The 26,632-nt window shown below is 69.4% G+C and carries 25 protein-coding genes; 12 read left to right on the forward strand and 13 right to left on the reverse strand.

The genetic code is table 11. The annotated features are described in order from the left end of the window. The first annotated feature begins 157 nt into the window (after nt 1–157). Complete coding sequence (locus QA802_RS16455; protein WP_334522986.1) at nt 158–1,006, forward strand: helix-turn-helix domain-containing protein; 849 nt, start codon at nt 158–160, stop codon at nt 1,004–1,006. After that, the gene (locus tag QA802_RS16460) at nt 1,003–1,215 is read left to right on the forward strand and encodes a DUF397 domain-containing protein (RefSeq protein ID WP_334522989.1); all 213 of its coding nucleotides are present in this window, start codon (nt 1,003–1,005) and stop codon (nt 1,213–1,215) included. Before QA802_RS16455 ends, QA802_RS16460 begins: the two co-directional genes overlap by 4 nt. Nucleotides 1,216–1,250: 35 nt before the next feature. On the opposite strand, the gene QA802_RS16465 is transcribed toward QA802_RS16460, so the two are convergent. The 4 genes from QA802_RS16465 to QA802_RS16480 form a co-directional block, all read right to left on the reverse strand. After that, nucleotides 1,251–2,234: an HNH endonuclease gene (locus QA802_RS16465; RefSeq protein WP_334522992.1), complete on the reverse strand. Its 984-nt coding sequence runs from the start codon at nt 2,232–2,234 to the stop codon at nt 1,251–1,253. 140 nt (nt 2,235–2,374) lie between these two features. Further along, nucleotides 2,375–3,226: a helix-turn-helix domain-containing protein gene (locus tag QA802_RS16470; protein ID WP_334522995.1), complete on the reverse strand. Its 852-nt coding sequence runs from the start codon at nt 3,224–3,226 to the stop codon at nt 2,375–2,377. Nucleotides 3,227–3,249: 23 nt separating this feature from the next. Then, nucleotides 3,250–3,786, reverse strand: coding sequence for a DUF6879 family protein (locus QA802_RS16475; RefSeq protein ID WP_334522998.1), 537 nt, complete (start codon nt 3,784–3,786; stop codon nt 3,250–3,252). Next, nucleotides 3,761–4,018 (reverse strand): hypothetical protein, encoded by a 258-nt coding sequence (locus tag QA802_RS16480; RefSeq protein WP_306952092.1) that lies wholly within the window; start codon nt 4,016–4,018, stop codon nt 3,761–3,763. The genes QA802_RS16475 and QA802_RS16480 overlap by 26 nt, the downstream gene beginning before the upstream one ends. A 440-nt stretch (nt 4,019–4,458) precedes the next feature. Here QA802_RS16480 and QA802_RS16485 point away from each other — a divergent pair, with 440 nt between their 5' ends. The 6 genes from QA802_RS16485 (at nt 4,459) to QA802_RS16510 (ending at nt 10,390) form a co-directional block, all read left to right on the forward strand. Further along, nucleotides 4,459–4,896, forward strand: coding sequence for a UCP032817 domain-containing protein (locus QA802_RS16485; protein ID WP_334523003.1), 438 nt, complete (start codon nt 4,459–4,461; stop codon nt 4,894–4,896). An 85-nt stretch (nt 4,897–4,981) separates the two neighbouring features. Continuing rightward, the gene (locus QA802_RS16490; RefSeq protein ID WP_334523005.1) at nt 4,982–5,350 is read left to right on the forward strand and encodes a hypothetical protein; all 369 of its coding nucleotides are present in this window, start codon (nt 4,982–4,984) and stop codon (nt 5,348–5,350) included. Between the two features lie 175 nt (nt 5,351–5,525). Further along, the gene (gene serS, locus QA802_RS16495; RefSeq protein WP_334523007.1) at nt 5,526–6,818 is read left to right on the forward strand and encodes a serine--tRNA ligase; all 1,293 of its coding nucleotides are present in this window, start codon (nt 5,526–5,528) and stop codon (nt 6,816–6,818) included. Between the two features lie 564 nt (nt 6,819–7,382). Continuing rightward, nucleotides 7,383–8,693 carry an aspartate--tRNA(Asn) ligase gene (gene aspS, locus QA802_RS16500; protein WP_334523009.1) on the forward strand — a complete coding sequence of 437 codons (1,311 nt, stop codon included), beginning with the start codon at nt 7,383–7,385 and terminating at the stop codon, nt 8,691–8,693. A gap of 489 nt (nt 8,694–9,182) precedes the next feature. Beyond that, entirely contained in the window at nt 9,183–9,668 is a 486-nt protein-coding gene (locus QA802_RS16505; protein ID WP_334523012.1) for a GNAT family N-acetyltransferase, read from the forward strand. Nucleotides 9,669–9,940: 272 nt separating this feature from the next. Beyond that, a complete protein-coding gene (locus QA802_RS16510; protein ID WP_319168125.1) occupies nt 9,941–10,390 on the forward strand; it encodes a spore-associated protein in 450 nt (149 codons plus the stop codon). Nucleotides 10,391–10,765: 375 nt separating this feature from the next. Here the strand turns inward: QA802_RS16510 and QA802_RS16515 are convergent, their stop codons facing one another. Next, on the reverse strand, nt 10,766–12,022 hold the full coding sequence (locus QA802_RS16515; protein ID WP_334523018.1) for an MFS transporter: 1,257 nt from the start codon (nt 12,020–12,022) through the stop codon (nt 10,766–10,768). A 206-nt stretch (nt 12,023–12,228) separates the two neighbouring features. Here QA802_RS16515 and QA802_RS16520 point away from each other — a divergent pair, with 206 nt between their 5' ends. Next, nucleotides 12,229–13,752: an alginate lyase family protein gene (locus QA802_RS16520; protein WP_334523021.1), complete on the forward strand. Its 1,524-nt coding sequence runs from the start codon at nt 12,229–12,231 to the stop codon at nt 13,750–13,752. A gap of 261 nt (nt 13,753–14,013) precedes the next feature. Here QA802_RS16520 and QA802_RS16525 read toward each other — a convergent pair whose 3' ends face one another. Both QA802_RS16525 and QA802_RS16530 read right to left on the reverse strand, forming a co-directional pair. Beyond that, nucleotides 14,014–15,546 (reverse strand): MFS transporter, encoded by a 1,533-nt coding sequence (locus tag QA802_RS16525; protein WP_334523024.1) that lies wholly within the window; start codon nt 15,544–15,546, stop codon nt 14,014–14,016. Nucleotides 15,547–15,674: 128 nt separating this feature from the next. After that, nucleotides 15,675–17,057, reverse strand: a complete 1,383-nt coding sequence (locus tag QA802_RS16530) for a DUF445 domain-containing protein (protein WP_334523027.1) — start codon at nt 17,055–17,057, stop codon at nt 15,675–15,677. A 216-nt stretch (nt 17,058–17,273) separates the two neighbouring features. On the opposite strand from QA802_RS16530, the gene QA802_RS16535 reads away from it, so the two are divergent. Continuing rightward, on the forward strand, nt 17,274–18,620 hold the full coding sequence (locus QA802_RS16535) for an SGNH/GDSL hydrolase family protein (protein ID WP_334523030.1): 1,347 nt from the start codon (nt 17,274–17,276) through the stop codon (nt 18,618–18,620). 32 nt (nt 18,621–18,652) lie between these two features. Here the strand turns inward: QA802_RS16535 and QA802_RS16540 are convergent, their stop codons facing one another. The 4 genes from QA802_RS16540 to QA802_RS16555 form a co-directional block, all read right to left on the reverse strand. After that, on the reverse strand, nt 18,653–19,546 hold the full coding sequence (locus QA802_RS16540; RefSeq protein ID WP_334523033.1) for a DUF1707 SHOCT-like domain-containing protein: 894 nt from the start codon (nt 19,544–19,546) through the stop codon (nt 18,653–18,655). A 9-nt stretch (nt 19,547–19,555) separates the two neighbouring features. Then, entirely contained in the window at nt 19,556–20,695 is a 1,140-nt protein-coding gene (locus tag QA802_RS16545; RefSeq protein ID WP_443042128.1) for an ABC transporter ATP-binding protein, read from the reverse strand. Then, entirely contained in the window at nt 20,653–21,417 is a 765-nt protein-coding gene (locus QA802_RS16550) for an ABC transporter permease (RefSeq protein ID WP_334534689.1), read from the reverse strand. Before QA802_RS16550 ends, QA802_RS16545 begins: the two co-directional genes overlap by 43 nt. A gap of 157 nt (nt 21,418–21,574) precedes the next feature. Further along, entirely contained in the window at nt 21,575–22,375 is an 801-nt protein-coding gene (locus QA802_RS16555) for an ABC transporter permease (RefSeq protein WP_334523039.1), read from the reverse strand. A gap of 238 nt (nt 22,376–22,613) precedes the next feature. On the opposite strand from QA802_RS16555, the gene QA802_RS16560 reads away from it, so the two are divergent. Next, nucleotides 22,614–25,052 (forward strand): transglycosylase domain-containing protein, encoded by a 2,439-nt coding sequence (locus QA802_RS16560; protein WP_334523040.1) that lies wholly within the window; start codon nt 22,614–22,616, stop codon nt 25,050–25,052. Nucleotides 25,053–25,150: 98 nt separating this feature from the next. Here QA802_RS16560 and QA802_RS16565 read toward each other — a convergent pair whose 3' ends face one another. Continuing rightward, the gene (locus QA802_RS16565) at nt 25,151–25,453 is read right to left on the reverse strand and encodes a GroES family chaperonin (protein WP_398430467.1); all 303 of its coding nucleotides are present in this window, start codon (nt 25,451–25,453) and stop codon (nt 25,151–25,153) included. A 173-nt stretch (nt 25,454–25,626) separates the two neighbouring features. Then, nucleotides 25,627–25,956 (reverse strand): DUF3618 domain-containing protein, encoded by a 330-nt coding sequence (locus QA802_RS16570; protein WP_319168114.1) that lies wholly within the window; start codon nt 25,954–25,956, stop codon nt 25,627–25,629. Nucleotides 25,957–26,048: 92 nt separating this feature from the next. On the opposite strand from QA802_RS16570, the gene bcp reads away from it, so the two are divergent. Next, entirely contained in the window at nt 26,049–26,516 is a 468-nt protein-coding gene (gene bcp, locus QA802_RS16575; RefSeq protein ID WP_319168113.1) for a thioredoxin-dependent thiol peroxidase, read from the forward strand. Nucleotides 26,517–26,632: the final 116 nt, after the last annotated feature.

Below are 26,632 nucleotides of genomic sequence, written 5' to 3' on the forward strand. Positions count from 1 at the left end.
CACTGTCACGGGGAATCACGATGAGTTGCTCTGTCTTCAGAGTGCAGCCGGCGCATCCCCTTGTGCAATGTGCACGGCGGGATTCCCACTTCCGAGTGATTGGCAAGCACACCCCTTGGCGCCAGACTGAACACCCGCTACCAGGAACGGGGTTGATATGGCCGGATCACCCACCGCACGCCGTCGCCGTCTGTCGATCGAGCTGAAGAAGCTCCGTGAGCAGTCCACTCTGACCTGTGCCCAGGTCGGCGCGGCCCTTGACTGGAGCGGCTCGAAGGTGAACCGCATGGAGACGGGCAGCGGCCGGGTCCAGCCGTCGGACATCGACGCCCTGTGCCGGTTCTACGTGACCAGCGAAGAGCTGCGCGAGTTCCTCAAGTCGCTCGCCCGGCAGGCCAGGATGCGCGGCTGGTGGCAGGTCCACGGCTCGGGTGTGCCGGAATGGTTCAACATCTACATCGGCCTGGAGCAGGAGGCTTCAGCTTTCCGCCAGTACCAGTGCGAGGTGGTGCCCGGTCTCATGCAGACCAGCGCCTACGCGTCCGAGCTCCACAAGACCGGCGCGCACATGTCCGCCGAGGACATCGCCAGGGCCGTTCAGGTGCGCATGGAGCGTCAGGCCCTGCTGAACGGGCCCGACGCTCCGGAGGCCTGGTTCATCGTGAACGAAGGCGCTCTGCGCAACGTCATCGGGGACCGCGCGCTGATGCGTGATCAGCTCGAACGGGTTCTGGATGCCGGCCGACTGCCCTCCGTGACCCTTCAGGTCCTCCCCTTCGACTCCGGCACCTATCCGGCCACGGGCTCATTCACCATGCTGGGCTTCCCCGCGCCGGAGGACCCCGACATCGTCTACCGGGACGGGATCACCGATGCGGTCTACCTGGAGGGCGAGCATCATGTCCGTGAGTACACCCGAGCGTTCGACGGCCTACGGGCCGCAGCCCTGAGCCCTCAGCGTTCGGCCCACCTGATCGAAACCGTCCTGAAGGAATACGCAAGGTGAGCATTGCAGCGCCCAGCGAGAACGGTCGTCCGACGTGGTTCACGTCGTCGTACAGCAACGGTGCGGGAGGCGAGTGCGTCGAGTGCGCGCTGATGGACGACCGCGCCCTGGTTCGTGACTCGAAGAGGGCAAGAGGGGTTGAGATCGTTGTGCACAGCGAGGCTTGGTTCGCCTTCATATGTGCTGTGCAGCGGGATGCCGAGGACTGAGGGATCCTCAGACCGTATCGCAGAGCCCTCTCCCATCACCAAGTCGCCACGGTCGACTCGTAGTGCTCTGCCAGAGCGCTCCGGTCGATCAGGTCCGTGTCCGCGATTCGCAGCGAGGCGCCTTCCAGTTCGCTGTACGTGGGGTAGCCGCTGAGACTCGGGGCGACTTGGACGATAAAGTCTTCAGGCCTGATGGCCAGAAGCCCGCTGTCGAAGAGGTGATGGATGTCCGAGCGTAGGAGAAGACCTTCCTCCGCTCTGTGCTGTTCCGTGATCGCGAAAGCTCGGAGATGGGCGGCTTGGAGCACTTCCGCGGGAGCTGGCCCCGTTACCGCGCAGATCATCCCGTATCGACGGACCAGCGCCCGACGGAACGCATCCTGTCCCCGTCGTACTGCCACCGTCGTGCGCCGACGCCCGCCGGGCAACGCAAAGGGACGAAGCCGGACGCCGGCGGATGCCGGTCTCCTGCGGGGAAGCCGGACGCCTCTGAAGGCCACGGCCGCAAGGACGCCGGAGTAGTCCAAGGCTTTGATCGACTGCTGGTCGGAATTGGTCAGGCTGAGTTCGGAGAGCAGGGCCTTTTCGAGGCAGCCCTCGAGAGCCTGCCAGGTGCCTCCGTAGTGGGCCCGGTAGGAGGTCACCTTTATCGTCTCGGTCGAAGGGTCGTCGAAAGATTCTCCGCACGGACTGCACCTGAACCTGGGAAGCACAGAGCTCCGCTCCTTGAAGCCGGTGCTCCCGCAACCAGGGCATCTGCTCCGGAGCTTCTCTTGATTCGGGAAAATCTCCAACTGCTCGACGTAGCCGATGCCAAGTGCCTCGCCTCCGCTCCGGACCACCACCAGGTCATCCAGCGCAACCCGTCGATGATTGCCCACCGTGGAGTCGTAGCTGTAGGACTCCTCGATGATGTCCTCGTAGCCGGCGTTCCCCTGGAACTGTCGATCCTCCCCCGCGATCAGGAACGACCAAGCTCTGCCGACCGATTCCCCCGTGACTATCCCTGCCTCGTCCATGACACGAGCTTATGAGCCGACACTGACATCACCCGCCGGGCCGGGGTGTCCCAACGTTTCTCCGGCCTGTCATGCAGCAACCAGATGACCGGGCCTTCCTTGGACAGGTCGGGTCTGACCGCCAAGTCGGTGATGGGTCGCTACTGCAGCGCCTCGATCGCCTTCAGTATCAAGTTCCGGGCCTCAGCTCCGTAGACGGCCATGCTGCGCAGCCGCTCGAAAGCCCTGATGTACAAGCCGATCTCCGAAGGTTGGGTGATGTTCACCTCGGCGGAGATCAGCTCGACGGATACCAGGGTGTCGTCGTGGACGTCGAACGTCTCCTGTGGCCAAAGAGTCCGTTCGCGCGTCGACATCGGGATGACTCCGAGGGACACCGTCGGGAGTGCCCCGGCGGTCAGCAGGTAGCCGAGCTGCGCCGCCATCGCGTCCGCGTTGCCCAACTGGTAGTACAAAACGGCCTCTTCGACGACCATCACGAAGCGATGGCCGGACTCGTGGATGATCTGGGAGCGCTGGAGGCGTGCGGTCGCTGCTTCGGCCGCGTCGTCGGGGACGCCGAGGAGGCGTGCGTTGGTGCTCAACAACGCCCGTGCGTATCCCTCTGTCTGCAACAGCCCGGGCACCAGCACCGGGGAGTAGGTTCGCAGCAGGTCGGTGGACCGGTAGAGCTCCACGTAGCTGTCCTGCAGCTTGCGAAGGCCTGCCCGTACGCGTCGGCGCCACTCACGGTAGAGGGATTCGGCGTCCTGAGAGGCTGCGATCAGGTCCTCGGCCTGGTCATCCGCGCCGGTCCCGTGGCACCAGACGCGGATGTCCGCGGGGGACGCCGGCGTCCTGGCGTTCTCGATGCGGGAGGTCTTCGAATGGTGCCAGTGGCATCGCGAGGCCAGCTCGGTGACCGTGAGGCCGGCATTCCTTCTCAGATCGCGCAGCCGTCGCGCCACGTTCTCGCGAGCGGCCTGGGCGGAGGAGGACGGGGAAGTGGACATGACCTGGCCGAAGTTGCTTTCTGTCAGTGGATCTCGTAGTCGTCGTGCGGGACGGCGCGCTCCCATACTGCCTCGAAGGCGTCCGAGCACTGCTTGACGGTAGTCGGCTCGGTGCGTAGCTCCATGGGAACGTCACCGCTCCAGTCGCCGTCGCCCGAGAAGTGGTTGAAGAGAACCTGTGTGTCGTCGAAGATCCACAGGTCGGCACCGGGCAGCATCAGGTCCGCCGCCCCTCTACGGGGCAGCCAGCGAACGAGTTCGCCTGCGTGCAGATTGACGACGGTTCCGGCGTGCTCGTAGCGGACGTAGTCGGTGACCGGTTCGGACACGATGCGAGCACGTCGTACCACCACTCCACGGGCAACCGCTCGGGAGATCAGGGCGACCCACGGAGCCCAGTACCGGGAAGTGGGATCCGTGTCCCGCAGGCCGGTGCGCAGCCAGGTGTCGTAGTCGTCGGCCTCGTCGCCGACCGCGTACTGATCGCGCATCTCCAGGTGCACGGCGGAGAGCTGCGCGGCGTCCATCAGCTCGTCAAAGCTGGGTACGTTCTGCGACATCGCAGGCCTCCCGCAGGATCGGCACCAGGCGAGCCGGAATGCGCACCACCGTCTCGTGGTCGGGGATGCCCTTCACATGTCCGGGAGCCGGGTTGTCCACGCATTGAGCTCGTGTCGGCTCGTCCGCCGTGTAGCTCTGGATCACGATGTCCGCCGTCTCCAGATCCACCCATGCTGTCGGCGACCCGTTCTTTCCCGTATCCGGGTCGATCCCGATGAACCGTAAGCGCATGGTCGCCTCCGTTGTCGATGCTGTGCGCCGATGTGCACCAACTTCTCGGATACACGCTGTTCCGTCAAGGTGGCAAAGCATCCGACGGGGCATTTTAAGTGAAGTGCACATTCGTGCACATCACTGGTGGTGGAGCACACCGCACCCCTAGCTTCGGCACGGTGACGGACACGAGAAGGCGGGCTCCGCGTCCCGCCGAACCAGAACCGGGGATCTTCATCCACTCACGCGCCGACCGCGAGTCGGCCGCCGCCCATTGGCTCCTGTCGGCTCACCCCATACCCAGCCGGGCGGCCACGGAGTGGACGGAATGCGGCATCGCACTGCTACCTCTCGGGACTCTCATGCCAGCAGTACGGCTACCCCAGGACCTTGTACGCGCCGTTGCCAATACTCCAACCGCGGAAGCAAAGTATTTCCGCTGCAAAGGAGCCCATCTCATGGCCCTCACCGTCGCCACCAAGCCCCGCACCGGCCGTTCCCTGGTCACCGACACGGAGTTCGAGACGCTCGCCGCGTTCTGCGCCGACGAGTACGGCCTGGAACGCTGTGTCGCCGACCGGGTCATCGACCAGGCCCTCGCCCTCGTCTTCGTCATGGGGAGCAGCGGCGACGGGGCGAGGATGGCTCCGTCGCGGCTGGTCGATCCCGGCTGGCACACCCTCATCCTGCACACCGGCTGGTACGCCGACTGGTGCCAGCGCAGCTTCGGCTACTTCCTGCACCACCAGCCCAACGCCAAGGTCCGCACGCGTGGGCTGATGATCGACGTCGTGGGCCGGTTGCGTACCGCCGGGTTCGAGGTCGACGAGCGGTTGTGGGGCACCGCCGCCGAGTGCAACCCGCCCACCTGCTGCGGGGACGGCGACGGCTGCTGACCACTCCCTCTCCGTCACAGCGGGTCGGCCGTCCTCCCACGGCCGGCCGTCCCGCCCCTCCACGCGCCAGAACGGACCCACCTTCGTGTCCCTGACCGAGCTGACCGCGACCAGCCGCGTCACCGTGTTCTCCCTCGACCACCTCACCGTCGCCTACACCACCCACTCCAGTGACTCACGCGGCCTCGGCGACATCGGACTCGTCGCCGTCGTCGACGAGCAGTCCGACGGCGAGGAGCTGTGGCGGCTCGCCCGCGACCTCGGCGGCCGACCTCAGAGCCCGGACCAGGCCCGATGGATCCTCACGCAGGCAAGCCGCGCGCGCGTGGTCACCGCGTACGCGAATCTGCCGGACGCCAAGTGGACGGCGTACATCCGTCGGCGATTCGAGCTCGACGCGCTCTTCGCCAACCACGAGGTGCTCATGACGGGCCGGATCGCTCTCACCACCTGATCGCAATGACTTCAGGCGTCTCCAGCAGATGGGTGCGCACCCGAGAGTGACGCGCAGTCGCGACGCCGCTCGCACGCCGGTGCCGCGAAATTGGGGATCGGGCCAGGTACCGCAGTTGCTACCTTCGACGCGATCGGCCACTTGCCGGGGAAACCGGAGAAAGAGGAAGCCCCTCATGCATGATGCCCGCGCCCTTCTCGAAATGGGTGCCGAAGCGGTTCGTCGCCTCGCTCGCCGCGGATACTCGCTGGACCTGTTCGCGCTGGAGAGTCTCCAGTCCCGGCGAAACCAGAACATCCGCTCGGCCGACGAGCTGCGGGCAGAGTCCAAGCGGGTGGCCAGCGAGGTCCAGCAGACCGCGAGGCAGGGCGGGGACATCTCCAAGCTGAAGGAGCACGCCCGCGAGGTCAAGGAACAGGTCCGCGAGATCGAGGCCGAGCAGGAGCGGGTGCAGGAGAAACTCCGCACGCTCCTCCTCACCATCCCGAACCTCCCGGACGACAGGACACCCGATGGCGACTCCGAGGAGTTCGCGGTCGAGGTCCGCCGGGTCGGTACCCCGCCGTCGTTCTCGTTCACCCCAAAGGACCATGTCGATCTCGGCGAGGCCACCGGCATCCTCGACTTCGCTCGGGCCACGAAGCTGTCGGGCCCTCGCTTCGCCGTGTCGCGAGGAGCCGGGGCAGCCCTTGAACGGGCGCTCGCCACGCTCTTCCTCGACCTCCACACCCGCCGGCACGACTACGTCGAGCATTCGGTGCCGTTCCTGGTCACGCGCAAGACAATGACGGGCACGGGCCAGCTGCCCAAGTTCGAGGAGGACCTGTTCAAGACCGGCGTCGCAGACCGTGAACTGTTCCTGGTCCCGACGGCCGAGGTCCCGCTCACCAATCTCTACGCCGACGAGATCATTCCGCCCTCCGACCTCCCGGTCGCGATCACCGCGCAGACTCCGTGCTTCCGCTCGGAGGCCGGCTCGTACGGCCGCGACACCCGGGGCCTGATCCGTCAGCATCAGTTCACCAAGGTGGAGATGGTGCGGATCTGCGATCCCGAGGAGGCCGACGCCGAGCTGGAGAAATTGCTCGGCCACGCCGAAGCCTGCCTGAAGGAGCTGGGCCTCGCCTACCGCGTCGTCACCCTCGCCGCAGGTGACACGGGCTTCTCCGCCCAGCTCACCTACGACTTGGAGGTCTGGTTCCCCAGCCAGAGCACCTACCGCGAGATTTCGTCGGTCTCGAACTTCGGCACCTTCCAAGGACGGCGCGCGAATATCCGCACCCGCGGTGCGGACGGAAAACCCAAGCCGGTCGCCACGCTCAACGGCTCGGGCCTCCCGGTCGGCCGCACCCTGGCCGCGCTCCTCGAACAGGGCCAGCAAGAGGACGGCTCGATCGTCCTGCCCGAATCACTCGTCCCGTACCTCGGCTTCCGCCGTATCTCGGCGGACGGAACACCGGAGGCATAGTGTTCGTCGGCGTCTGCGACTTTCCCGGTGGCTACGCTTTCCGCCTGCCGGATACGGCTGGATCGAACGATGGCGGTGGGCGGTCGCAGGAGACGCCCGAGCCGCAGGCGCCGACGTACACCTCCTGGGTCCGGGCCGACTCTCGGATCTGGAACCCGAATGGTTCCGCAAGCCGATCCGCTCTCGGCATCGGCGACCACTTCCCGTCGCATGGCCGCGCTCACGGCAGGTTGGCCCATTGCGAGCGGGTTTTTGATTGGCACCGCCGCCGCACGCTCCGTATCCTGCTGGGCAACGCGTCGATGGAGACGAGTAGCCAGGGATCACGCGAGCGGAGAGAGTCGCCGGAAGCTGGGAAGGTGGTCTCGCGTCCCGAGGTGAAGACCCTCCTGAGCGCGGGGAGGAACGACCCCGCCTGGGGGTCCAATGCCCCGCCGGCCGGCCCCCGTCACCGGGCCTGAATGAGGCCGCCGCTCTGTGGCGGCGAAAGTGCGGTGGCACCGCGAGTTGCCCTTCTCGCCCGCACTCCCAAGGGATCATGACGAAGTCCCTCGGAGGACCCGAATGATCCACAGCCGCGTACACGTCTCCGACCTGCGAGAACACGTCGGCCGTACCGTTTCCGTCTGCGGGTGGGTGAACACCCTCCGCCTGCAGCGCAAGATGCAGTTCGTCATCGTGCGCGACCACACCGGCATGGTGCAGGTGACCCACAAGCGTGACGACGGGCCACTGGAGGCCCGGCTCGAAGGCCTCACATCCGAGTCCGCCGTCAGGATCACCGGCCGCGTAGTCGACGCGGCCCAGGTCAAGCTCGGCGGCCTGGAGATCGTCCCCGAAGCGGTCGAGGTCCTGAACCCGGCCGCCACGCCTCTGCCGATCGACGAGCACACCGGCCTGGAGCAGCGCATGGACTGGCGCTTCCTTGACGTGCGCCGCCGTCCCGCCCCCCAGCTGATGTTCGCCGTGCAGACCACCCTGGAACAGGGCACGCGCGAGTACGCATACGCGCAGGGTGCCACCGAGATGCACACCCCCAAGCTCATGGGCACCGCCTCCGAGTCCGGCGCGGAGGTCTTCAAGCTCGGCTACTTCGGCCGCAACGCCTATCTGGCTCAGTCGCCGCAGTTCTTCAAGCAGATGGCGATCGCGGCCGGCATCGGCAAGGTCTTCGAGATCGGGCCGGTCTTCCGCGCCGAGCCGTCGTTCACCTCCCGGCACGCCACCGAGTTCACAGGCGTCGACGTGGAGTTGGCCTGGATCGACGGCGTCGAGGACGTGATGGCGTTCGAGGAGCAGATGCTCGCCCACGCGATCGCCAAGGTCGCCGACGCGCACGGCGAGGCGATCGCCGAGCACTTCGGCGTCGAGGTCACCGTGCCCACGACGCCCTTTCCCCGGATCACGATGTCCGAGGCGCACGAGATCCTGCGCCAGGGCGGCTGGGACCCGGCAGGGGTCAAGGAGGACCTGGACCCGGAGGGCGAGCGGGGCATCTCGGCTCACATCAGGAAGACCACCGGACACGAGTTCGTGTTCATCACGCACTACCCGGTCGGCATCCGGCCCTTCTACCACATGCGGCCTGCCGACGACCCGAGCGTGACCTTGAGCTTCGACCTGCTGTGGCAGGGCCTGGAAGTGACCACGGGCGCTCAGCGTGAGCACCGGCACGACGTGCTGCTGAAGCAGGCCGACGAGAAGGGCATGAGCACCGAGCCGATGCAGGACTACATGAACGCGTTCCGGTACGGGTGCCCGCCGCACGGAGGCCTCGGCATGGGCCTCGGGCGGGTGCTGATGGTCATGCTCGGCCTGGACTCCATCCGTGAGGCCACGTTCCTCTTCCGCGGGCCGAACCGGCTCACGCCGTAGCCGGTCCTGGTCGCGGCCCACGACACGGGCGAGCGCCTCGTGTCGTGGGCCGCGCTCCGGGGTCTGCGGTCCGTGGTCCGCGCAGACCGCCTACGCCCAACGGGCTCGCCTCGCCTCGCCATGGCGTCGGCCTGGGCGGTGATCACCCGGTCCGGCGCGTGGCGGCCATGGCCGTCCGTTGGGTGATGGCGACCCGGCCGGTCCGGGCCCGGCAGGAGGGAAAAGCGCAGCTGACCGGGTCGGGGCGCTGCGTGGGGCGTGGGGTGTTGGGCGGGGGCGAGGGGGTCAGCAGGGCGGGGTGGGGCGACCGCCGTCACCGGCGCGTGCTCGGTGCCGGGAGTCTCGATGCGGGCGAGGCACAGCTCGCTGACGAACAGCGCGCGCTGGCCGCTTTCCGGGTGCGTGCGCACCAGGGGGTGGCACCACAAGAAGGGAATCAAGCCCCGCCGAACCCGAGAGGCGAGCACCGACCGCCCATACGCTGCCACGATGCATCCCATGGACGTCGAGAAGCTCAGCGGGCTTCAGGTGGGCCGCGCCGATTCATCGGACTGGCCCTCGTTGGCCGAGATCGATTCCGTCGCGGCAGCAGGCGATCACACACGACGGGACAACATCCGGCGCTGGTGCGAACAGGGTGTGGTCCTCATGGCCCGAGACTCATCCGGACCTTTGGGTTACAGCGTGCTGGAGTACACCTTCTTCGAGCAGGGCTTCGTCACCATGCTGATGGTCGCCCCCAGCGCCCGCCGACGAGGTGTGGGCGCACGTCTCCTCACGGCCGTCGAGACCGTATGCACCACCACGAAGCTGTTCACCTCGACGAACGTCTCCAACCACCCCATGCAGCAGCTACTACAACGCGCCAGCTGGCACCCGGCCGGTCTGCTCCACGGCCTGGACGAGGGAGATCCCGAACTCTTCTACCTCTGCCCGAGCACTCGACTCCGCGACGCCACAAGCACCGGAGGTTGAGCAACGAGCCACACATTCATGACCACCAGGGGCGGCCGGTCGGCGACCGGACGGCGACCGGGGACGGCGACCGGGCGGCGACCGGGCGGAGTCGGCAGCGCGCCCGCCCTCACCTGCGCGCACGGTTCGCGGGCGTTCGGTTGCGTTTCAACTCGGCCAATCGGGCCGCCAGTTATGACCGAAAATGCCGGTCACCCCGGCACAACCAGCCGAAGGCCACACCCGTCACTTAAGGCAGGAGTAACCGACTTCTAAGCACACACGGGGGAAATATGCGCTTCACGCACTCCATGCTCGGCACCGCCGCGCTGGCCACTGTGGCCCTGGCGGCCACCACCGCTCTCGCGGGACCCGCCTCCGCCGCACCCAACACCACCCCGCAGAAAGTCTGCGGAAGCGGCTACAAGACGGTGAACTCCGCCGCCGTCGGCACGCTGGGCACCGTCTACCTCGCCTACAACGCCGGCAACGGCAACAACTGCGTCGTGACGATCCGCAACAACCCCGGCACCGCCATGGACATGGCCGCCTGGATCTACGTCCCCGAGACCAACGAAGGCGACAGCGACTCCGGTCGCTACACCTCGTTCGCCGGCCCCTCCTACGTCATCGGCAAGAACCTCTGCGTCGACTGGGGCGGCAGCATCGGCAACACCACGGTGGCGGTGACGGGCTCCAACTGCGGCTCCCTCAAGGAGCACCGGACCACGACCACCCGCTGACCCACCGCTGCCCCGCCGCTGACCCACCGCACGGGCAGATCACCGGCCCCCGCCTCCCGACGTGACCGGTCGGGCGGCGGGGGCCGCGCCGTGCCTCGCCGTGCCGCCTCGCGACGCCGGCGGCCCGTCAGGAGGTGGGTGCCTCGGTCCCTGGTCCACCACTGCCCCGGGGTTGAGTACGCCGGTAACCAGTGCGCCCAAGACCGTCCGGGGCGTGCGGCTGAGCAGGACTCACTTCTGCTCAGTCCACAGGAACGGTTTCTCGTCGGCGTACGCGAGGGTCGTGCCGTCGGGTGTGGTGAGGGTGGTGAGGGCGGTCAACTCGGGTCCGTTCTCGCTGGGGCGAAGTCTGGGGCGAAGTCTGGGGCGTCTGTGTCAGGCGAGGTCCCGGCGGCGGCCGACCGGGACCGCGAGCAGGTACAGCGGCGGCAGGAGCGCGGCCGTGCACACCGTCCACAGAGCCGCGTGCGTCCCCGCGTACGTGGCGAGCAGGCCTGCGGTGAGGGCGCCGAGCGGCTGGGCGCCCCAGGAGACGAAGCGGACGGTGGCCATGACACGGGAGAGGAGCTCGGGCGGGGACTCGGTCTGGCGATGGGTGCGGGTGGCGATCGACCCGATGACGACGCCGAAGGCGAAGCCGGCGTTGCCCAGGGCGAACCAGTACGCGTCGGCCGCGGACGTGGTCAGCGGGATCAGCAGGGCGGCGGCGCCGCCGGCCAGCGCGGCCCCGACGAGCCCCCGGGCGGTGCCGAACCGCCGGGTCAGTCGGACCGCCACGGCGGATCCGGCGAGCGCGCCGACTCCCTCCATGGCGAGCACCACGCCGAGTTGTACGGGCGTCAGTCCGGCCTCACGGACCAGGTAGAGGGGTGTGAGGGCGAGAAGGGCGGCGCAGACGAAGTTGGTGGCGGTGGCCCAGAGCATGCAGGGCAGCATCACCCGGTGCCGCGTCACGTACGTCCAGCCCTCGCGGATCAGCCGGAGGGCGCCGTCGCCGGTGCGGGCGGCGGGACGGCGTTCGGGGAGAGTGCGCAGCAGCACGGCTGAGAGCAGGTAGCTGGCCGCGTCCACGAGGAGCGCGCCGACCGGGCCCGCGGCGTGCACGAGGAGGCCGCCCCCGGAGGGTCCTCCGGTCTCGGTGACGGCGTGCGTGCCGGACATCAGGCTGTTTCGGGCGGCGAGTTGCCGGTCCGGGACGATGGCGGGCAGAAACGTCGAGTTGCCGATGTCGAAGAGTACGGTCGCGGCGCCGGTGACCAGAGCGGCGAGCAACAGGTGCGGGTAGGTGAGCCCGTCGAGCCACCAGGCGAGCGGGAGGGATCCGACGGCTGCGAACCGTACGAGATCGAGGGTGACCTGGAAGCGGCGGAGCGGGACGCGCTGGGCGATCACTCCGGCCGGCAGGCTGAGCAGCAGCCAGGAGATCTGTCCGGCTGCGGCGAGCAAGGCGGCCTGGAGCGCGGTGACGTCGAGGACCGTGAGGGCGACCAGGGGCAGAGCGAGGGCGGTGACGGCGGTGCCCGCGTCACTGACGGTGGCGGCAGCCCAGTAGCGCCAGAAGACGGCCGGTGGGGATGTCGCGTGGTGGGTACTGCGGCGATCCTGCTCCGGGACCGTCGGTGTCTCGGTCATACTGCGCTCTCCCCCGTGAGTCTCTTATGGGAACTTACTTGCCCGCAACTGAGTTCCTATCGGGAACTAACCGCATGGCGCAAGGTAGTTCGAACCTGTTCCTGTCGTGACGGGGTCCGGTTTTCGTTATCGGGGGCAGTCCCGTCCGTCTCCCGTGCATGCATCTGAACCGACCTCGACAGGACGGTGGCGTCAGCCGCCGGAGCATGCTGAAGGCCGCGGGTGTGGTCGCCGGGGCGGCCGCCGTCGGTGTCACCGCGGCCCCGTCGGCGACCGCGGCCGGGTACGCCCACCCCGGGCTCCTGCACACCGGCGCGGACCTGGCCCGGATGGCCGCCAAGGTGAAGGCGGGCGCCGCGCCCTACGCGGCCGGATACGCCAGACTCACCGCCAACCGGCATGCGAACAGCGGCTGGACGGCCAACCCGCAGACGATCGTGTACCGCGGCGGCGGCTCACCCCAGAACTACGCGACCCTGTACCACGACCTGCACGCCGCCTACCAGAACGGTCTGCGGTTCCACGTCAGCGGTGAGCGCGCCCACGCCGACACCGCCGTCGCGATCCTCAACGCCTGGTCGGCGAAACTGACTTCGCTCGCGGGCTCCGCCGACCGGTTCCTCGCCGCCGGGCTCTACGGCTACCAGGCCGCCAACGCCGCCGAACTCGTACGCGACCACGCCGGCTTCGAACTCGAGCGCTTCCAGAAGACGCTGACCACCGTCTTCTCCCCGCTCAGCGAGAGCTTCCTCGTCAACCACAACGGCGCCGTGGTCACCAACTACTGGCCCAACTGGGACCTCGCCGCCATGACCTGCGTCCTCGCCACCGGCATCTTCTGCGACGACAGCGCCCGGGTGGAACAGGCCGTCGAGTACTTCAAGAACGGCTCCGGGCTCGGCGCCGTCCGCAAGGCCATCCCGGTGGTGCACGACGACGGCCTCGGCGAGTGGCTGGAGGCCGGGCGCGACCAGGGCCACGCGCTGCTCGGCGTCGGCCTGATGGGCACGTTCTGCGAGATGGCCTGGAACCAGGGCATCGACCTGTACGGCTACGACGACAACCGCTTCCTCAAGGGCGCCCAGTACGTGGCCAGATGGAGCCTCGGCGGCGATGTCGCCTACACCGCCAACACCCGCCGCAAGGGCGCGATCGGCGGCTGGTCGGGGACGGAGACCGCGTCCGACGCGGCCCGCACGGACCCGGCGATGACCCGGCCGATCTGGGCGATGATCGCCAACCACTACACCCGGCGCCGGGGGCTCTCCGCCACCTACCTCACCCGTGCCGCCGCCAAGTCCGCGCCCGAGGGCGGCGGCGGGGACTACGGCCCCAACAGCGGCGGCTACGACCAACTCGGCTTCGGCACCCTGACGTTCACCCGCGACCGGGACCCGAACGGGGGCGGGGACGGGGGCCGAGGCCTGTCGGCGGCGGCCGGGGCGTCCGGTTCAGGTTCCGGTTCCGGCGGCTCTGGCCGGGCCGCGGCCCCGGCGGCGGGCTCGTCCGCGTCGACGTCGCCGGCGGACGCGGCGGGCCGGGGGGCGCAGGCGTCCCCGGACGGCCACGCCTCCGCCGCCGACACCGCCGCCGCAGGGCGTGGGGGCGGTCTCGCCACCACGGGCGCCGCCGACCTCGCCGCCTGGAGCGCCGCCACCGGGATCACCGCCGTGGCCGGCGGCCTGCTGCTCCTGCGCCGCCGGGGACGCACCCGGGGGACGGTCGAATAGCTCGCGGGACCGGGCCAGGAACCCGCAGGTCAGCGGTCACGAGGCCGAACGCACGGTGGGCGACCGGACGGCGGGCGGCCGGGCAGCCGGACGGCGGGCGGCCGGGCAGCCGGACGGCCGGGCAGCCGGACGGCCGGACGGCGGGCGGCCGCAGCTCGGGCCGCCCCCGCCCCCGCCCGGCCCCGCCCCGCCCCGCCCGCCGAGCTTCACCCGGTCGCAGCGCGGTGCAGCTCCGTCGGAACGCTCTTGACCACGGACGGATCAGGCGGTCGCCTTTCGCGCGCCGCCGTCGCCCGGCTTCGTGGCCTCGCGGGCCTTCGTCGCCGCCGCCGTCAGGGGCTTGGCGATGTCCTCCAGGGAGCGTCGCTCGGCCTTGACCGCGAGGAACGCCGCGACCAGCCCTGCCAGGCACATCAGGGTCGCGCCGATGGAGAACGCGAGGACCGTGTCGCCGACCTTGCCCGTGTCGGTGAGCCTGGCGAACAGCAGGGGGCCGCTGATGCCGCCCGCGGCGGTGCCGAGGGCGTAGAAGAACGCGATGGACATCGCGCGGGTCTCCATCGGGAACACCTCGGACACCGTCAGGTAGGCGCTCGACGCGCCCGCCGACGCGAAGAACAGCACCGCGCACCAGCAGGCCGTCATCGTCGTCGCGTTGAGCGAGCCCTGGTCGAACAGCCACGCCGTGCCGAACAGCAGCACACCGGACAGCAGATACGTCGAGGAGATCATCACCCGCCGGCCGACCGTGTCGAACAGCTTGCCCAGCAGCAGCGGGCCGCAGAAGTTGCCGATCGCGATGACGGCGAAGTAGTAGCCGGTGTTGCCGCTCGGCACGTCGAAGAACTTGGTGAGGATCGCGCCGAAGCCGAAGGTGATCGCGTTGTACAGGAACGCCTGCCCGATGAAGAGGGAGAAGCCGAGGAACGAACGGCGCCGATAGTCGGAGAACACCGTGCGGCCGATCTCGACGAAGGAGACGCTGCGACGCTGGTGGATGGTGAGCTCGCCCTCGGCCCGCGGCAGCCGCTTCCCCCGTTCCGACTCGATCTGCCGCTCGATCGAACCGACGATGTCCTCGGCCTCCCGGTCCCTGCCGTGGATCAGCAGCCAGCGCGGACTCTCCGGAACGTGCCGCCGTACGAGCAGGATCACCAGAGCGAGGACGGCGCCCAGCGCGAACGTCAGCCGCCAGCCCACGTCCGCCGCGAAGAGGTCCGTGTCCAACGCGACGATCGACAGCAGCGAACCGCCGACCGCGCCCAGCCAGAAGCTGCCGTTGATGATCAGGTCGACGCGTCCCCGGTACAGCGCCGGGATCAGCTCGTCGATCGCCGAGTTGATCGCCGCGTACTCACCGCCGATGCCGAAGCCGGTGAGGAACCGGAACAGCAGGAACCACCAGGTGTCGAAGGAGATCGCGGTCAGGGCGGTGGCCGCCAGATACACCGCGAGGGTGATCATGAACAGCTTCTTGCGGCCCCACTTGTCGGTCAGCCGGCCCCAGAACAGTGCGCCCAGGCAGGCACCGGCCACATACAGCGCGGCCGCGATGCCGGTGACCTGACCGGAGGTGATGGGCAGGCCGCTGCCCGGCTCGGACAGCCGGGCGGCGATGTTCCCGACGACCGTGACCTCCAGGCCGTCCAGGATCCACACCGTGCCGAGCCCGAAGACGATGGTCCAGTGCCAGCGCGACCACGGCAGCCGGTCGAGACGGGCAGGGATGTCGGTGGTGATCGTGCGGCCTCTCCCGGCCGGCACTGCGGCTTCCGCGGCTTCTGCGCTGGTCATGGGCTCCCTCCTCGGCACGCTCCACATCGAGCGGAACGCCGGTCGGGTTCCCGCCGCCGCGGCCTTTACGCCCCGAGCCCTTCACGCCCCGAGCGAGCGCGCGACCACGCCCCGGGGCGAGCGCGCCGCTACGCCCCCAGCGAGCGCGCCACCGTGTAGATGAGCAGCCCGGCCAGCGAACCCACCACCGTGCCGTTGATCCGGATGAACTGCAGGTCACGACCGATGTTGGCCTCGATCTTGCGCGTCGTGTGCTCCGCGTCCCAGCCCGCCACGGTGTCGGTGATCAGCGAGGTGATCTCCTTGCGGTACGTCGTCACGACGTGCACCGCCGCACCCTCCACCCAGCTGTCGACCTTCTCCTGCACCTTGGGCTCGGTCGCCATCCGCGCCCCCAGCGACAGCAGCGAGGCCCGCACCCGCAGCCGCAGCTCACTGCGCTCGTCCTCCGCGGCCGCCACGATCATGGAGCGGACGGCCGTCCAGGCCGACGCGATCAGATCCTGCACCTCGCCCCGGCCCAGCACCTCGCCCTTCAGCCGCTCCACCCGCGCGCGCGTCTCCGTGTCGGACTGCAGGTCGGTGGCGAAGTCACGAAGGAAACGGTCGAGGGCGCCCCGGGCCGGATGGGACGGCATGTCCCGCATCTCCGCGCAGAACCGCAGCAGCTCCTTGTAGACGCGTTCACCGATCCGCCGGTCCACGAACCGGGGCGTCCAGCCGGGCGCGCCGCCCTCCACCGCGCCCATCACCGAGTCGCCGTGCAGCACCAGCCAGTCGTAGGCCCGCGACACCACCAGGTCCACGGCCCGCCGGTGGCCGCCGTCCCGGACGATCCGCTCCAGCAGCTTCCCGATGCCCGGCGCGATCTCCTGCGCGTCGGCACGCCGGGTGATCGCCTCGCCGACCACCGCCTGCACGTCCGCGTCGCGCAGCACCGTCAGCGCGCCGCGCAGGGCCGTCGCCAGCTCCGCCGTCACCCGGTCGGCGTGCTCGGGCTCCGCCAGCCAGGCGCCCAGCCGGGTGCCGATGCCCACCGACCGCAGCCGCTGCCGCACCACGTCCTCGGAGAGGAAGTTCTCCCCGACGAACTCACCCAGCGACACGCCCAGCTGGTCCTTCTTGTTCGGGATGATCGCCGTGTGCGGGATGGGCAGGCCGAGCGGGTGCCGGAACAGCGCCGTCACCGCGAACCAGTCGGCGAGCGCGCCGACCATGCCCGCCTCCGCGGCCGCCGCGACATACGACGCCCACGGGCCCGCCCCCCGGTGCGCGGCCCACTCGGCGAGGACGTACACCACCGCCACGAACAGCAGCAGCCCCGCCGCGGTGAGCTTCATCCGGCGCACCCCGCGCCGCTTCTCCTCGTCCGCGGCGCTGAACACGGTCATCGCCCGCGCCGCCCCGGTGCCCGCCGGTGTCGTGCCTGCGGCCCCGGGGTCCGCCGCTCCGGCACGGGTCGCCCCGGCACGGGCCGCTCCGGCGCCCGTCGGTTCCTCCGTACGATCCATCCGCTCCACCCGTTCCGATCGGCCGCGCACCGCCGGCGTCCCGCACGCTGATAATGGTCCCTGCCTGACCGACTCCCGGAACGGAACAAGAGTTCCCGTCGTCTGTCAGACGGGGGAGCTCAACGGTGAACTCCTGCATGAAACACGTGCCCCGTCGGTGCACGCACGCATCATCCGGAGCAGCACCGCTCCCCGCACGAGGAGAACCACACCCGCATGACCGCCAAGCATCATGGTTATGCCCTGCTGGCAGCGATCGTCGCCCTCGTCGTGGGCGTGTCCGCCGCCATATACGTCAGCGTCACCTCCATCGACGGCTCCCGCGACGGCATCGGCTCCGGCTCCGGCTCCGGGGGCCGCTCCGCCGGGAACGCCGTCCCCACCGGCGTGTGGGTCGGGGCCTGGGCTGCCGCACCGGCCGGCGGGGAACCCGGCACCGAGACCGGCGGCACGGCAGGCCGCACCGTACGCAACGTCGTGCACACCGGTGTCGGCGGCACCGGCGCCCGGGTCGCCCTCTCCAACCTCTACGGCAGCGGACCGCTGACCGTCACCCACGCCACGCTCGCCGTCGCGGACGACGACGGCAGCGCCGCCGCGGACCCCGCCACCCTGCGCCGGCTCACCTTCGGCGGATCCACCACCGTCGTCGTCCCGGCGGGCGGGCAGGCCGTCAGCGACGCCGTCGCCGTCGTCGTCCCGCACGACACGGACATCCTCGTCAGCACCTACACCCCCTCCTCCGCGGGCCCGGTCACCTACCACCCGCGCGCCCGGCAGACCAGCTACATCGCCACAGGCGAGTCCACCGAGGACGTCACCGGGGCCACGTTCACCACAACCAGCGCCCACTGGCGCTACCTGACCGCGCTGGACGTGCTCAGCAACGAGGCCGACGGCACCGTCGTCGCCTTCGGCGACTCCATCACCGACGGCGTCACCTCCACCGCCGACGAGAACCGCCGCTGGCCCGACGTCCTCGCCGACCGCCTGCGCACCGCGCTCACGGCGACGGGCAGGCCCGCCGACGGCGACACCCCCCGCTACGGCGTCGTCAACGCGGGCATCAGCGGCAACCGCGTCCTCGCCGACGACCCAGAGCGCGGCGCCAGCGGCCTCAACCGCTTCGACCGGGACGTCCTCGACCGGACGAACGTGAAAGCCGTCGTCGTCGACCTCGGCATCAACGACATCCTGCGCGACCCGAACCCCACCGGCCCGCAGGCGATCCTGGACGGCCTGCGCACCCTCGTCGACCGCGCCCACGCCCACGGCGTCCGGGCCGTCGGCGCCACCCTCACCCCGTTCCGCGGCCACGGCGGCTACACCGACGCCCGCGAGCGCGTCCGGCAGCAGGTCAACGCGGCGATCCGCGTGGGCGGCCTGTTCGACGAGGTCGTCGACTTCGACAAGGCGCTGCGCGACCCCTACGACCCGCGCAGCATGCGCTCCGAGTACGACTCCGGCGACCATCTGCACCCCAGCGACCGCGGCTACCGGGCGATGGCGCGCACCGTCGACCTGAGCGACCTCGCCGGCCCTGCCGCCCCCGCACGCCTCTGACGACGACCGCCCCGCCCACGACCCCGCCTCGCCTAATCCTCGTGGCGGCGCTGCCGCCGCTCCTCCCGGCGCCCGTACTCCTCCCGCCGCTCCACTCGCCGCTGCTCCCGCCGTTCCTCGCGGCGCCCGCGCTCCTCCCCGAGAGCGTGCCCGAGCCCCTGCCCGGGCCCGTGTCCTCGCAGCAGGTCCTTGTGGCCCTCCAGCATCCGCTGGTGCGCCTCCTGCACGTCGTCCCGGAAGGCGGCGCGCGACTCGCGCCGCGCCGCCTTGCGGTCCAGCTTCTCCTGCCGCCGCGCGGCCCGCGTCTTCTTGCGCTCCACACCGACGCCGCCCCAGAACGCGAACCCGGTCACCACCACCCGCGGCGCCCCTGGCTCGCCCACCGCACCGCTCTCCCGCTGGTCGAAGCCGCCCATCACGCCGATGCCGCGCACGACGACCTCCACCCCCGGCGGCACCGTGATCTGCACCCCGCCCATGACGGCGAAACAGCTGATCTCGACCTCCCCCGCCGCAAAGTCCGCCTCCCGCAGGTCGATCTCCCCGCCGCCCCAGAAGGCGACGCAGGTGAACCGCCGCGGCACCGTCCAGCGGCCCTTGCGCTGGAACCCCGACAGCACCGCCACCGCCCACGTCGACGAACCCTCGCCGCCCACGATCCGCCCGGCCCAACTCCCGTCCGGCACCGGCTCCTTGTGCAACGACACCACCGGCGGAGCCACGACCCCCGGTGCCGGCAGATCACGGGTGATCGGTGCCAACTCCCGGTACGTGCGCGCCTGGTAGGTCTGCTCCAGCCGCTCCTCGAACTCCGCCATGTCCAGCCGGCCTTCGGCTACCGCGTCGCGCAACACCTCGGCGACCCGCTCACGATCGGCGTCGGAGGCACGGAGGTCAGAACGGTCCGGGGCTGCGTCGTCGGTCATACCGGCAGCCTACGAGCTCCCGGGCCCCGGCACTACGGTCTCCCGCCCCCCGGAGGCCCCGCCGCCGCCCCCGTCCCCCTCCTCGGCGCCGTCCCCGGCGACCACCCCACCGCCGTCCCCGGTCTCCACCCCACCGCCGCCCCCGACCCCGTACAGCATCTTGGCGATCACCGCCTCGATGTCCGGCTCCCGCACCGACAGGTCCACCAGTGGATACTCCGCCGCGATCCGCGCCACCAGCGCCGCCGCCGACCCCGACGCCGGAAACGCCAGCCACTGACGCGGACCCTCGACCCTGACCACCCGCGCCGCGTCCCCGGCGTCGATCGGCGGCGACTCCCGCTCCAGATCCACCACCAGAGTCCGCTCGCTCTCACCCACCTCGTGCAGCCCCGCCAGCGCACCGTCGTACACCAGACGCCCGTGATCGATGACCATCACCCGCGAACACAACTGCTCGATGTCCTGCAGATCATGAGTGGTCAGCAACACCGTCGTACCCCGCTCGGCGTTCAACTCGCGCAGGAACTCCCGCACCCGCGCCTTCGACACCACGTCCAGACCGATCGTCGGCTCGTCCAGATACAGCACCTCCGGATCGTGCAGCAACGCCGCCGCGATGTCACCGCGCATCCGCTGCCCCAACGACAACTGCCGCACCGGCACCTCCAACAGGGCCGACAGGTCCAGCAGTTCCACCAGCCGGTCGAGGTTCTCGCGGTAACGCCCGTCCGGGATGCGGTACATGCGGTGCATCAGCCGGTACGAATCGATCAGCGGCAGATCCCACCACAGCGTCGTCCGCTGCCCGAACACCACCCCTATCCGATGCGCCAGCCGCCTCCGCTCCCGCGACGGATCGATCCCCGCCACCCGCAGCCGCCCACCGCTCGGCGTCAGGATCCCCGTCAGCATCTTGATCGTCGTCGACTTGCCCGCGCCGTTCGGCCCGATGTAACCGACCATCTCCCCCCGCGCCACCGAGAACGACAGCCCGTCCACCGCCCGCACCTGCCGCAGCTCACGCCTGAGGAGCCCCGCCCTCCTGCGCACGTCGAAAACCTTCTCGACCCGGTCCACCTCGATGAAAGCGTCCTCGGTCACACTCAACTCCCCGTACTCCGATACGACCTCAGTCCCACCCGCCACGCCAGCCCCGCCGCCGCCGCGCACACCAGCGCCGCCACCGGCGAGGCGAACGCCGCCCACCCCGGCAGCCCCAACGGATACGGCCGCCCCAGCACATACGCCGCCGGCACCCAGTTGACGAACGCCAGCGGCAGCAAGAACGTCACCGAACGCACCAACTCCTTGCCGAACACCGTCGGCGGATACTGCAACAACGTCTGCCCGCCGTACGTGAACGCGTGCTGCACCTCCGCCGCGTCCTGCGCCACGAACTGGAACGCCGCACCCGCCACGAACACCGCCGAGAAGATCACCCCACCGCACACCAGCGTCACCGGCACCAGCACCACCTTCACCGGCGTCCACGCCACATCCAGCGACACCAGCGCCCACCCCAGCACCAGACCGCCCTGCACGATCCGCGCCACCCTGCGCAACGCGAAACGATCCGCCGCCGCCTGCGCCAACACCGGAGCCGGCCGCACCAGCAACATGTCCAGCGTCCCGTCACGCACCCGCGTACCCAACCGCCCCGCCGAACCGATCGCCAGATCCGCCACCCCGAACGACGTCGCCGACAACCCGTACAAAAACGCGATCTCCGGCAACGTGTAACCGCCCAGCACATCCACCCGCGAGAACATCAACAAGATCGCGACAAAGTCCAGCCCCGTCACCAGCAGACCACCCAGCACCGCCACCGCGAACGACACCCGGTACGTCAACGTCGAACGCACCCACATCCCCGCGATCAACCGGTACGCCCGCACCCCCTCCACCAGCCCGCCCCTCTCTGCCGGCCGGCCCCTCTCCGCCGGTCGGCCGCCCTTTGCCGGCCGGCCGCCCTCCGTCGACGTGCCGTCCTGCGCCGGCCATCCGCGCCCCGCTACACCGCCGCCCTCACCCACCCTGCACCACCACCCGCCGCGTCGCCGCCCCCTGCACCCACCGGCCCACCGCCAACAGCACCACCGCCCACCCCGCCTGGAACGCGAACGCCGACCACACCTCCACCCGCCCCATCAGCACATCCGCCGGCGTCTGCAACAACGCCGACCACGGCAACAGCATCACGATGTCCCCCAACGGCTGCGGAAACGCGTTCAACGGCAACGCCATCCCCGAACAGAACAACCCCAAGATCATCAACAACTGCAACGCCCCCGTCCCGTCCAGCAGCCAGAAACCGCTCAACGCCACCAGGAAACGGATCGCGAAACTCACCACCATCGCCAGCGCCACCGCCACCAGGAACGCCAGCCACACCCCCACCTCGTCCGGCAACGCCGTCGGAAAGAACAACGCCCCGAACACGAACGGAACCACCCCCCGCCCCAACAACTGGAACACCGCCCGCCCCACATCCGTCGCCAGCCACCACACCTGAAGATCAGCCGGCCGATACAGATCGACCGCCACCTCACCCGTGCGAACGCGCTCCATCAGATCCGTCTCGAAACCGCCGCCCTGGATCGCCAACGTCGCGAACAACGCCTGCCCCAGCCACACATACGTCACCGCCTGCGCCTGGTCATAACCCCCCAAGTGCGGCCGCTCATCCCACAACGCCACATATGTGTAGGCAAGGATCAGGCCGAAAACAGTGTTCGTGAACACCCCCGCAGCCGTCGCCACCCGATACGTCGCGTACCTTCGAAAACCCCCCGCCGCGACGGCCGCGTACAACCGCGCCGATCCCAAGGCAACCCTCCCCCTCGCTCAGTAGTCACCTGGGTGCCCCCTGCGACACCGAAGCGCAGGAGCCTAGTGCGCCGCCCCCACCGCAAGCCACACCTTTTCCCGCACAACACGCGTGGATTGTCGGGAACGGAACGCCCGGTGCGAGAGTCTTCAACAGGGGGCACAGAAGAAGAACGAGGCGTACGAGACGTACAAGGCGTACGGGCACGTACGACGCGAACCAGGAGTCCTGCAACACATGAGCGACGAGCCGCAGCCGCAACAGCCGACCGAGGGCACCGCCCCCGGAGAGCCCCAGGCGGGTGACGGAGGGAGCAGCAACAAGGTGAAGCGACCCAAGCGCACCGGCTGGCGCCGCCTGCTGCCCACCTGGCGAATGATCCTCGCCACCTTCGTCCTCGGCGTCCTGCTCCTCGCCGGCCTCTTCTTCCTCGGCTACTCCATGGTCAAGATCCCACCGGCCAACGCCCTCGCCACCAAACAGTCCAACGTCTACCTCTACGCCGACGGCACCGAGATCGCCCGCGACGGCAAGGTCAACCGCGAGAACGTCAAACTCGCCCAGATCTCCAAGGACGCCCAGCACGCCATCCTCGCCGCCGAGGACCGCGACTTCTACACCGAGTCCGCCATCGACCCCAAGGCGATGCTGCGCGCCGGCTGGAACACCGCCACCGGCAAGGGCAAGCAGTCCGGCTCCACGATCACCCAGCAGTACGTGAAGAACTACTACCTCGCGCAGGAACAGACCGCCACGCGCAAGGTGAAGGAGTTCTTCATCGCGATCAAACTCGACCGCGAGACCTCCAAGGACGACATCCTCGAGGGCTACCTCAACACCAGCTACTTCGGCCGCAACGCCTACGGCATCCAAGCCGCCGCCAAGGCCTACTACGGCGTCGACGCCCTCAAGCTCACCCCCGCCCAGGGCGCCTACCTCGCCGCCCTCGTCAACGCCCCCAGCGAATACGACGTCATCGCCCACCCCGAGAACCGCAAAGCCGCCGAAGCCCGCTGGAACTACGTCCTCGACGGCATGGTCACCAAGAACTGGCTCACCGAGACCCAGCGCACCGGCATGAAGTTCCCCAGCCCCAAGGAGACCTCCGGCGCCGACAACGGCATGTCCGGACAGCGCGGCTACCTCGTCAACGCCATCAAGGACTACCTGCGCGACAACAAGATCGTCACCCAGGAAGAACTCGACGCCGGCGGCTACCGCATCACCACCACCCTCGACAAGAAGAAGCAGAACGCCTTCGTCGACGCCGTCAACGACCAGCTGATGAAGAAGCTCGACCAGAAGAACCGCAAGGTCGACACCTACGTCCGCGCCGGCGGAGCCGCCGTCGAACCCAAGACCGGCAAGATCCTCGCCCTGTACGGCGGCATCGACTACGTCAAGCAGTACACCAACAACGCCACCCGCCAGGACTTCCAGGTCGGCTCCACCTTCAAGCCGTTCGTCTTCACCTCCGCCGTCCAGAACGACTCCACCACCCAGGACAACCGCAGGATCACCCCCAACACCATCTACGACGGAACCAACAAACGCCCCGTCCAGGGCTGGAGCGGCCCCGTCTACGACCCCGAGAACGAGGACTACGTCAACTACGGCGACATCAACGTACGCACCGCCACCGACAAATCCGTCAACTCGGTGTACGCACAGATGGCCGTCGACGTCGGCCCCGCCAAGGTCAAGCAGACCGCCATCGCCCTCGGCCTGCCCACCGACACCCCCGACCTCCAGCCCTACCCCTCCATCGCCCTCGGCACCGCCAACGCCAGCGTCCTCGACATGGCGCAGGCCTACGCCACCCTCGCCAACCACGGCAAGCACGGCGTCTACACGATGATCAGCAAGGTCACCAAGGACGGCTCCGACGTCGTCGAACTCCCCCCTTACAAGGCCTCCCAGGTCGTCAGCCGCGAAGCCGCCGACACCACCACCGCCGTCCTGCGCAGCGTCGTCCAGAACGGCACCGCCAGGAAGGCCCAGGCCGTCGGCCGCCCCGCCGCCGGCAAGACCGGCACCGCCGAAGACGACCAGGCCGCCTGGTTCGCCGGCTACACCCCCGACCTCGCCACCGTCGTCGCCGTCATGGGCCAAGACCCCGTCACCGCCCACCACAAGTCCCTCAAGGGCGCCCTCGGCCTGCCCCGCATCAACGGCGGCGACGCCCCCACCCAGATCTGGGCCCAGTTCACCGAAGAAGCCCTCAAGGGCAGCCCCGCCAAGGACTTCGACCTCACCCTCCAAGAAGGCGGCGGCGACACCGCCACCCCCACCGACCCCGCCGACGACCCCGACGAACCCTCCGACGACAACACCGGCGGCAGCACCCCCAGCGCCGGCACCAGGGGCCAGACACAGGGACAGACCCAGGGCCAGACCCAGGGACAGACCGGCGGCGGCAGCACGACCAACGGCAACACCACCGGAGACACCACCACCGGCACCACCGGCGGCACCACCAACGGCGGCACCTCCACCGGCACCACCAACGGCGGCACAACGACCAACGGCACCACCGACGGCACCAGCTCCGGCACCACCGACGGCGGCACATCGAACGGCGGCGGCGCCGACGGCGGCGGGGGCGCAGGCGGAGACACCGGCAACTCGACCGGCACGACCGTCGGCCCCCAGCTCACGCCCACCCGCCGCGAATAACCGCTCGGGCGGTCGGTGACCACCGCGACAAAGACACAGCACAAAGGGCTGGTGACCGTCGTCACCAGCCCTTCCAGCAGCCCGTTTCGGCCACGCAATCAGAGATACAACCCCGTGGAGTCCTCCGACCCCTCGAACCGGTCCGCGGCCACCGCATGCAGATCACGCTCCCGCATCAGCACATACGCCACGCCCCGCACCTCCACCTCCGCACGGTCCTCCGGGTCGTACAGCACACGATCACCCGGCTCCACCGTCCGCACGTTCTGCCCCACCGCCACCACCTGCGCCCACGCCAGCCGGCGACCGACGGCCGCAGTAGCGGGAATCAGAATCCCGCCACCCGAACGCCGCTCACCCTCACCGGCCTCCTGCCGCACGAGCACACGGTCGTGCAGCATCCGGATGGGCAGCTTGTCGTGCTGCGGATCGAGGTCGTCTCTCTTGGCGCTCACACCACTGAACCTACCTGCCCACGACACATCCGTGAGCGAGCGGGGTTGCGAAGGCGCCGAACACGGGCCCGAGCGGATCAACCCTTGCGGATCGGCCCTCGCGCATCGGCCCTCGCGGATCAGCCCTTGCGACGACGCGGACCGAACGCCAGCAGGCCCACGACCCCGACGACCACCAGCGCCACCGGCACCACCCGCTCCAGCCTCGGCGCGCCCTCCTCGTCCACGAACTGCGCCTTCACATCACTCACCACCCGGTTCACCTGCACATACGCCCGGCCGAGGGTGTGATCGACGTTGGCGACGACCTTGGCCTTGACGTCCCCGACAATGGTCTTCGGGTGCACCCGCACCCCGATCTCGTCCAGCGTCTCCGCCAGCACCTCGCGACGGGCCCTGATGTCCGCCTCGATCTGCGCCGGGGTCCTGGTGTCCGACGTCTCCGCCACAGTCAGCCTCCGAAGTCACCTGGTCCTGTTCCGGACAGTCTGTCAGCTCGACCCTCGCCCGCACCGCCGGGACCCCCGGTTACGCTGGACCGATGAGCGAGCGACTGCAGCCCGGGGACGTGGCCCCCGCCTTCACCCTCTCCGACGCCGACGGCAACCAGGTGTCCCTGTCGGACCACAAGGGCCGCAAGGTCATCGTCTACTTCTACCCGGCCGCCCTGACCCCCGGCTGCACGAAGCAGGCCTGCGACTTCACCGACAACCTCGACCTCCTGACCGCCGCCGGCTACGACGTCCTCGGCATCTCCCCGGACAGCCCCGAGAAGCTGGGCAAGTTCCGCGACAAGGAGTCCCTGAAGGTCACCCTCCTGGCCGACCCCGACAAGACCGCCCTCGACGCGTACGGCGCGTTCGGCGAGAAGAAGAACTACGGCAAGACGTACATGGGCGTCATCCGCTCCACGATCGTGGTGGACGAGGAGGGCAAGGTCGAACACGCCCTCTACAACGTCCGCGCCACCGGCCACGTCGCCAAGATCATCAAGGACCTGGGCATCTGAGATCCCCTCCCCCGCAGCCAGGCGGCGCAGACAGACGGCGCAAGCAGACGGCACAGACAGACGGCCCGCGTCGGACACCCCGACGCGGGCCGCTTCACGTTTCGCGCGTGACGGCG

This window comes from Streptomyces sp. B21-105, from assembly GCF_036898465.1.
Taxonomy (GTDB): domain Bacteria; phylum Actinomycetota; class Actinomycetes; order Streptomycetales; family Streptomycetaceae; genus Streptomyces.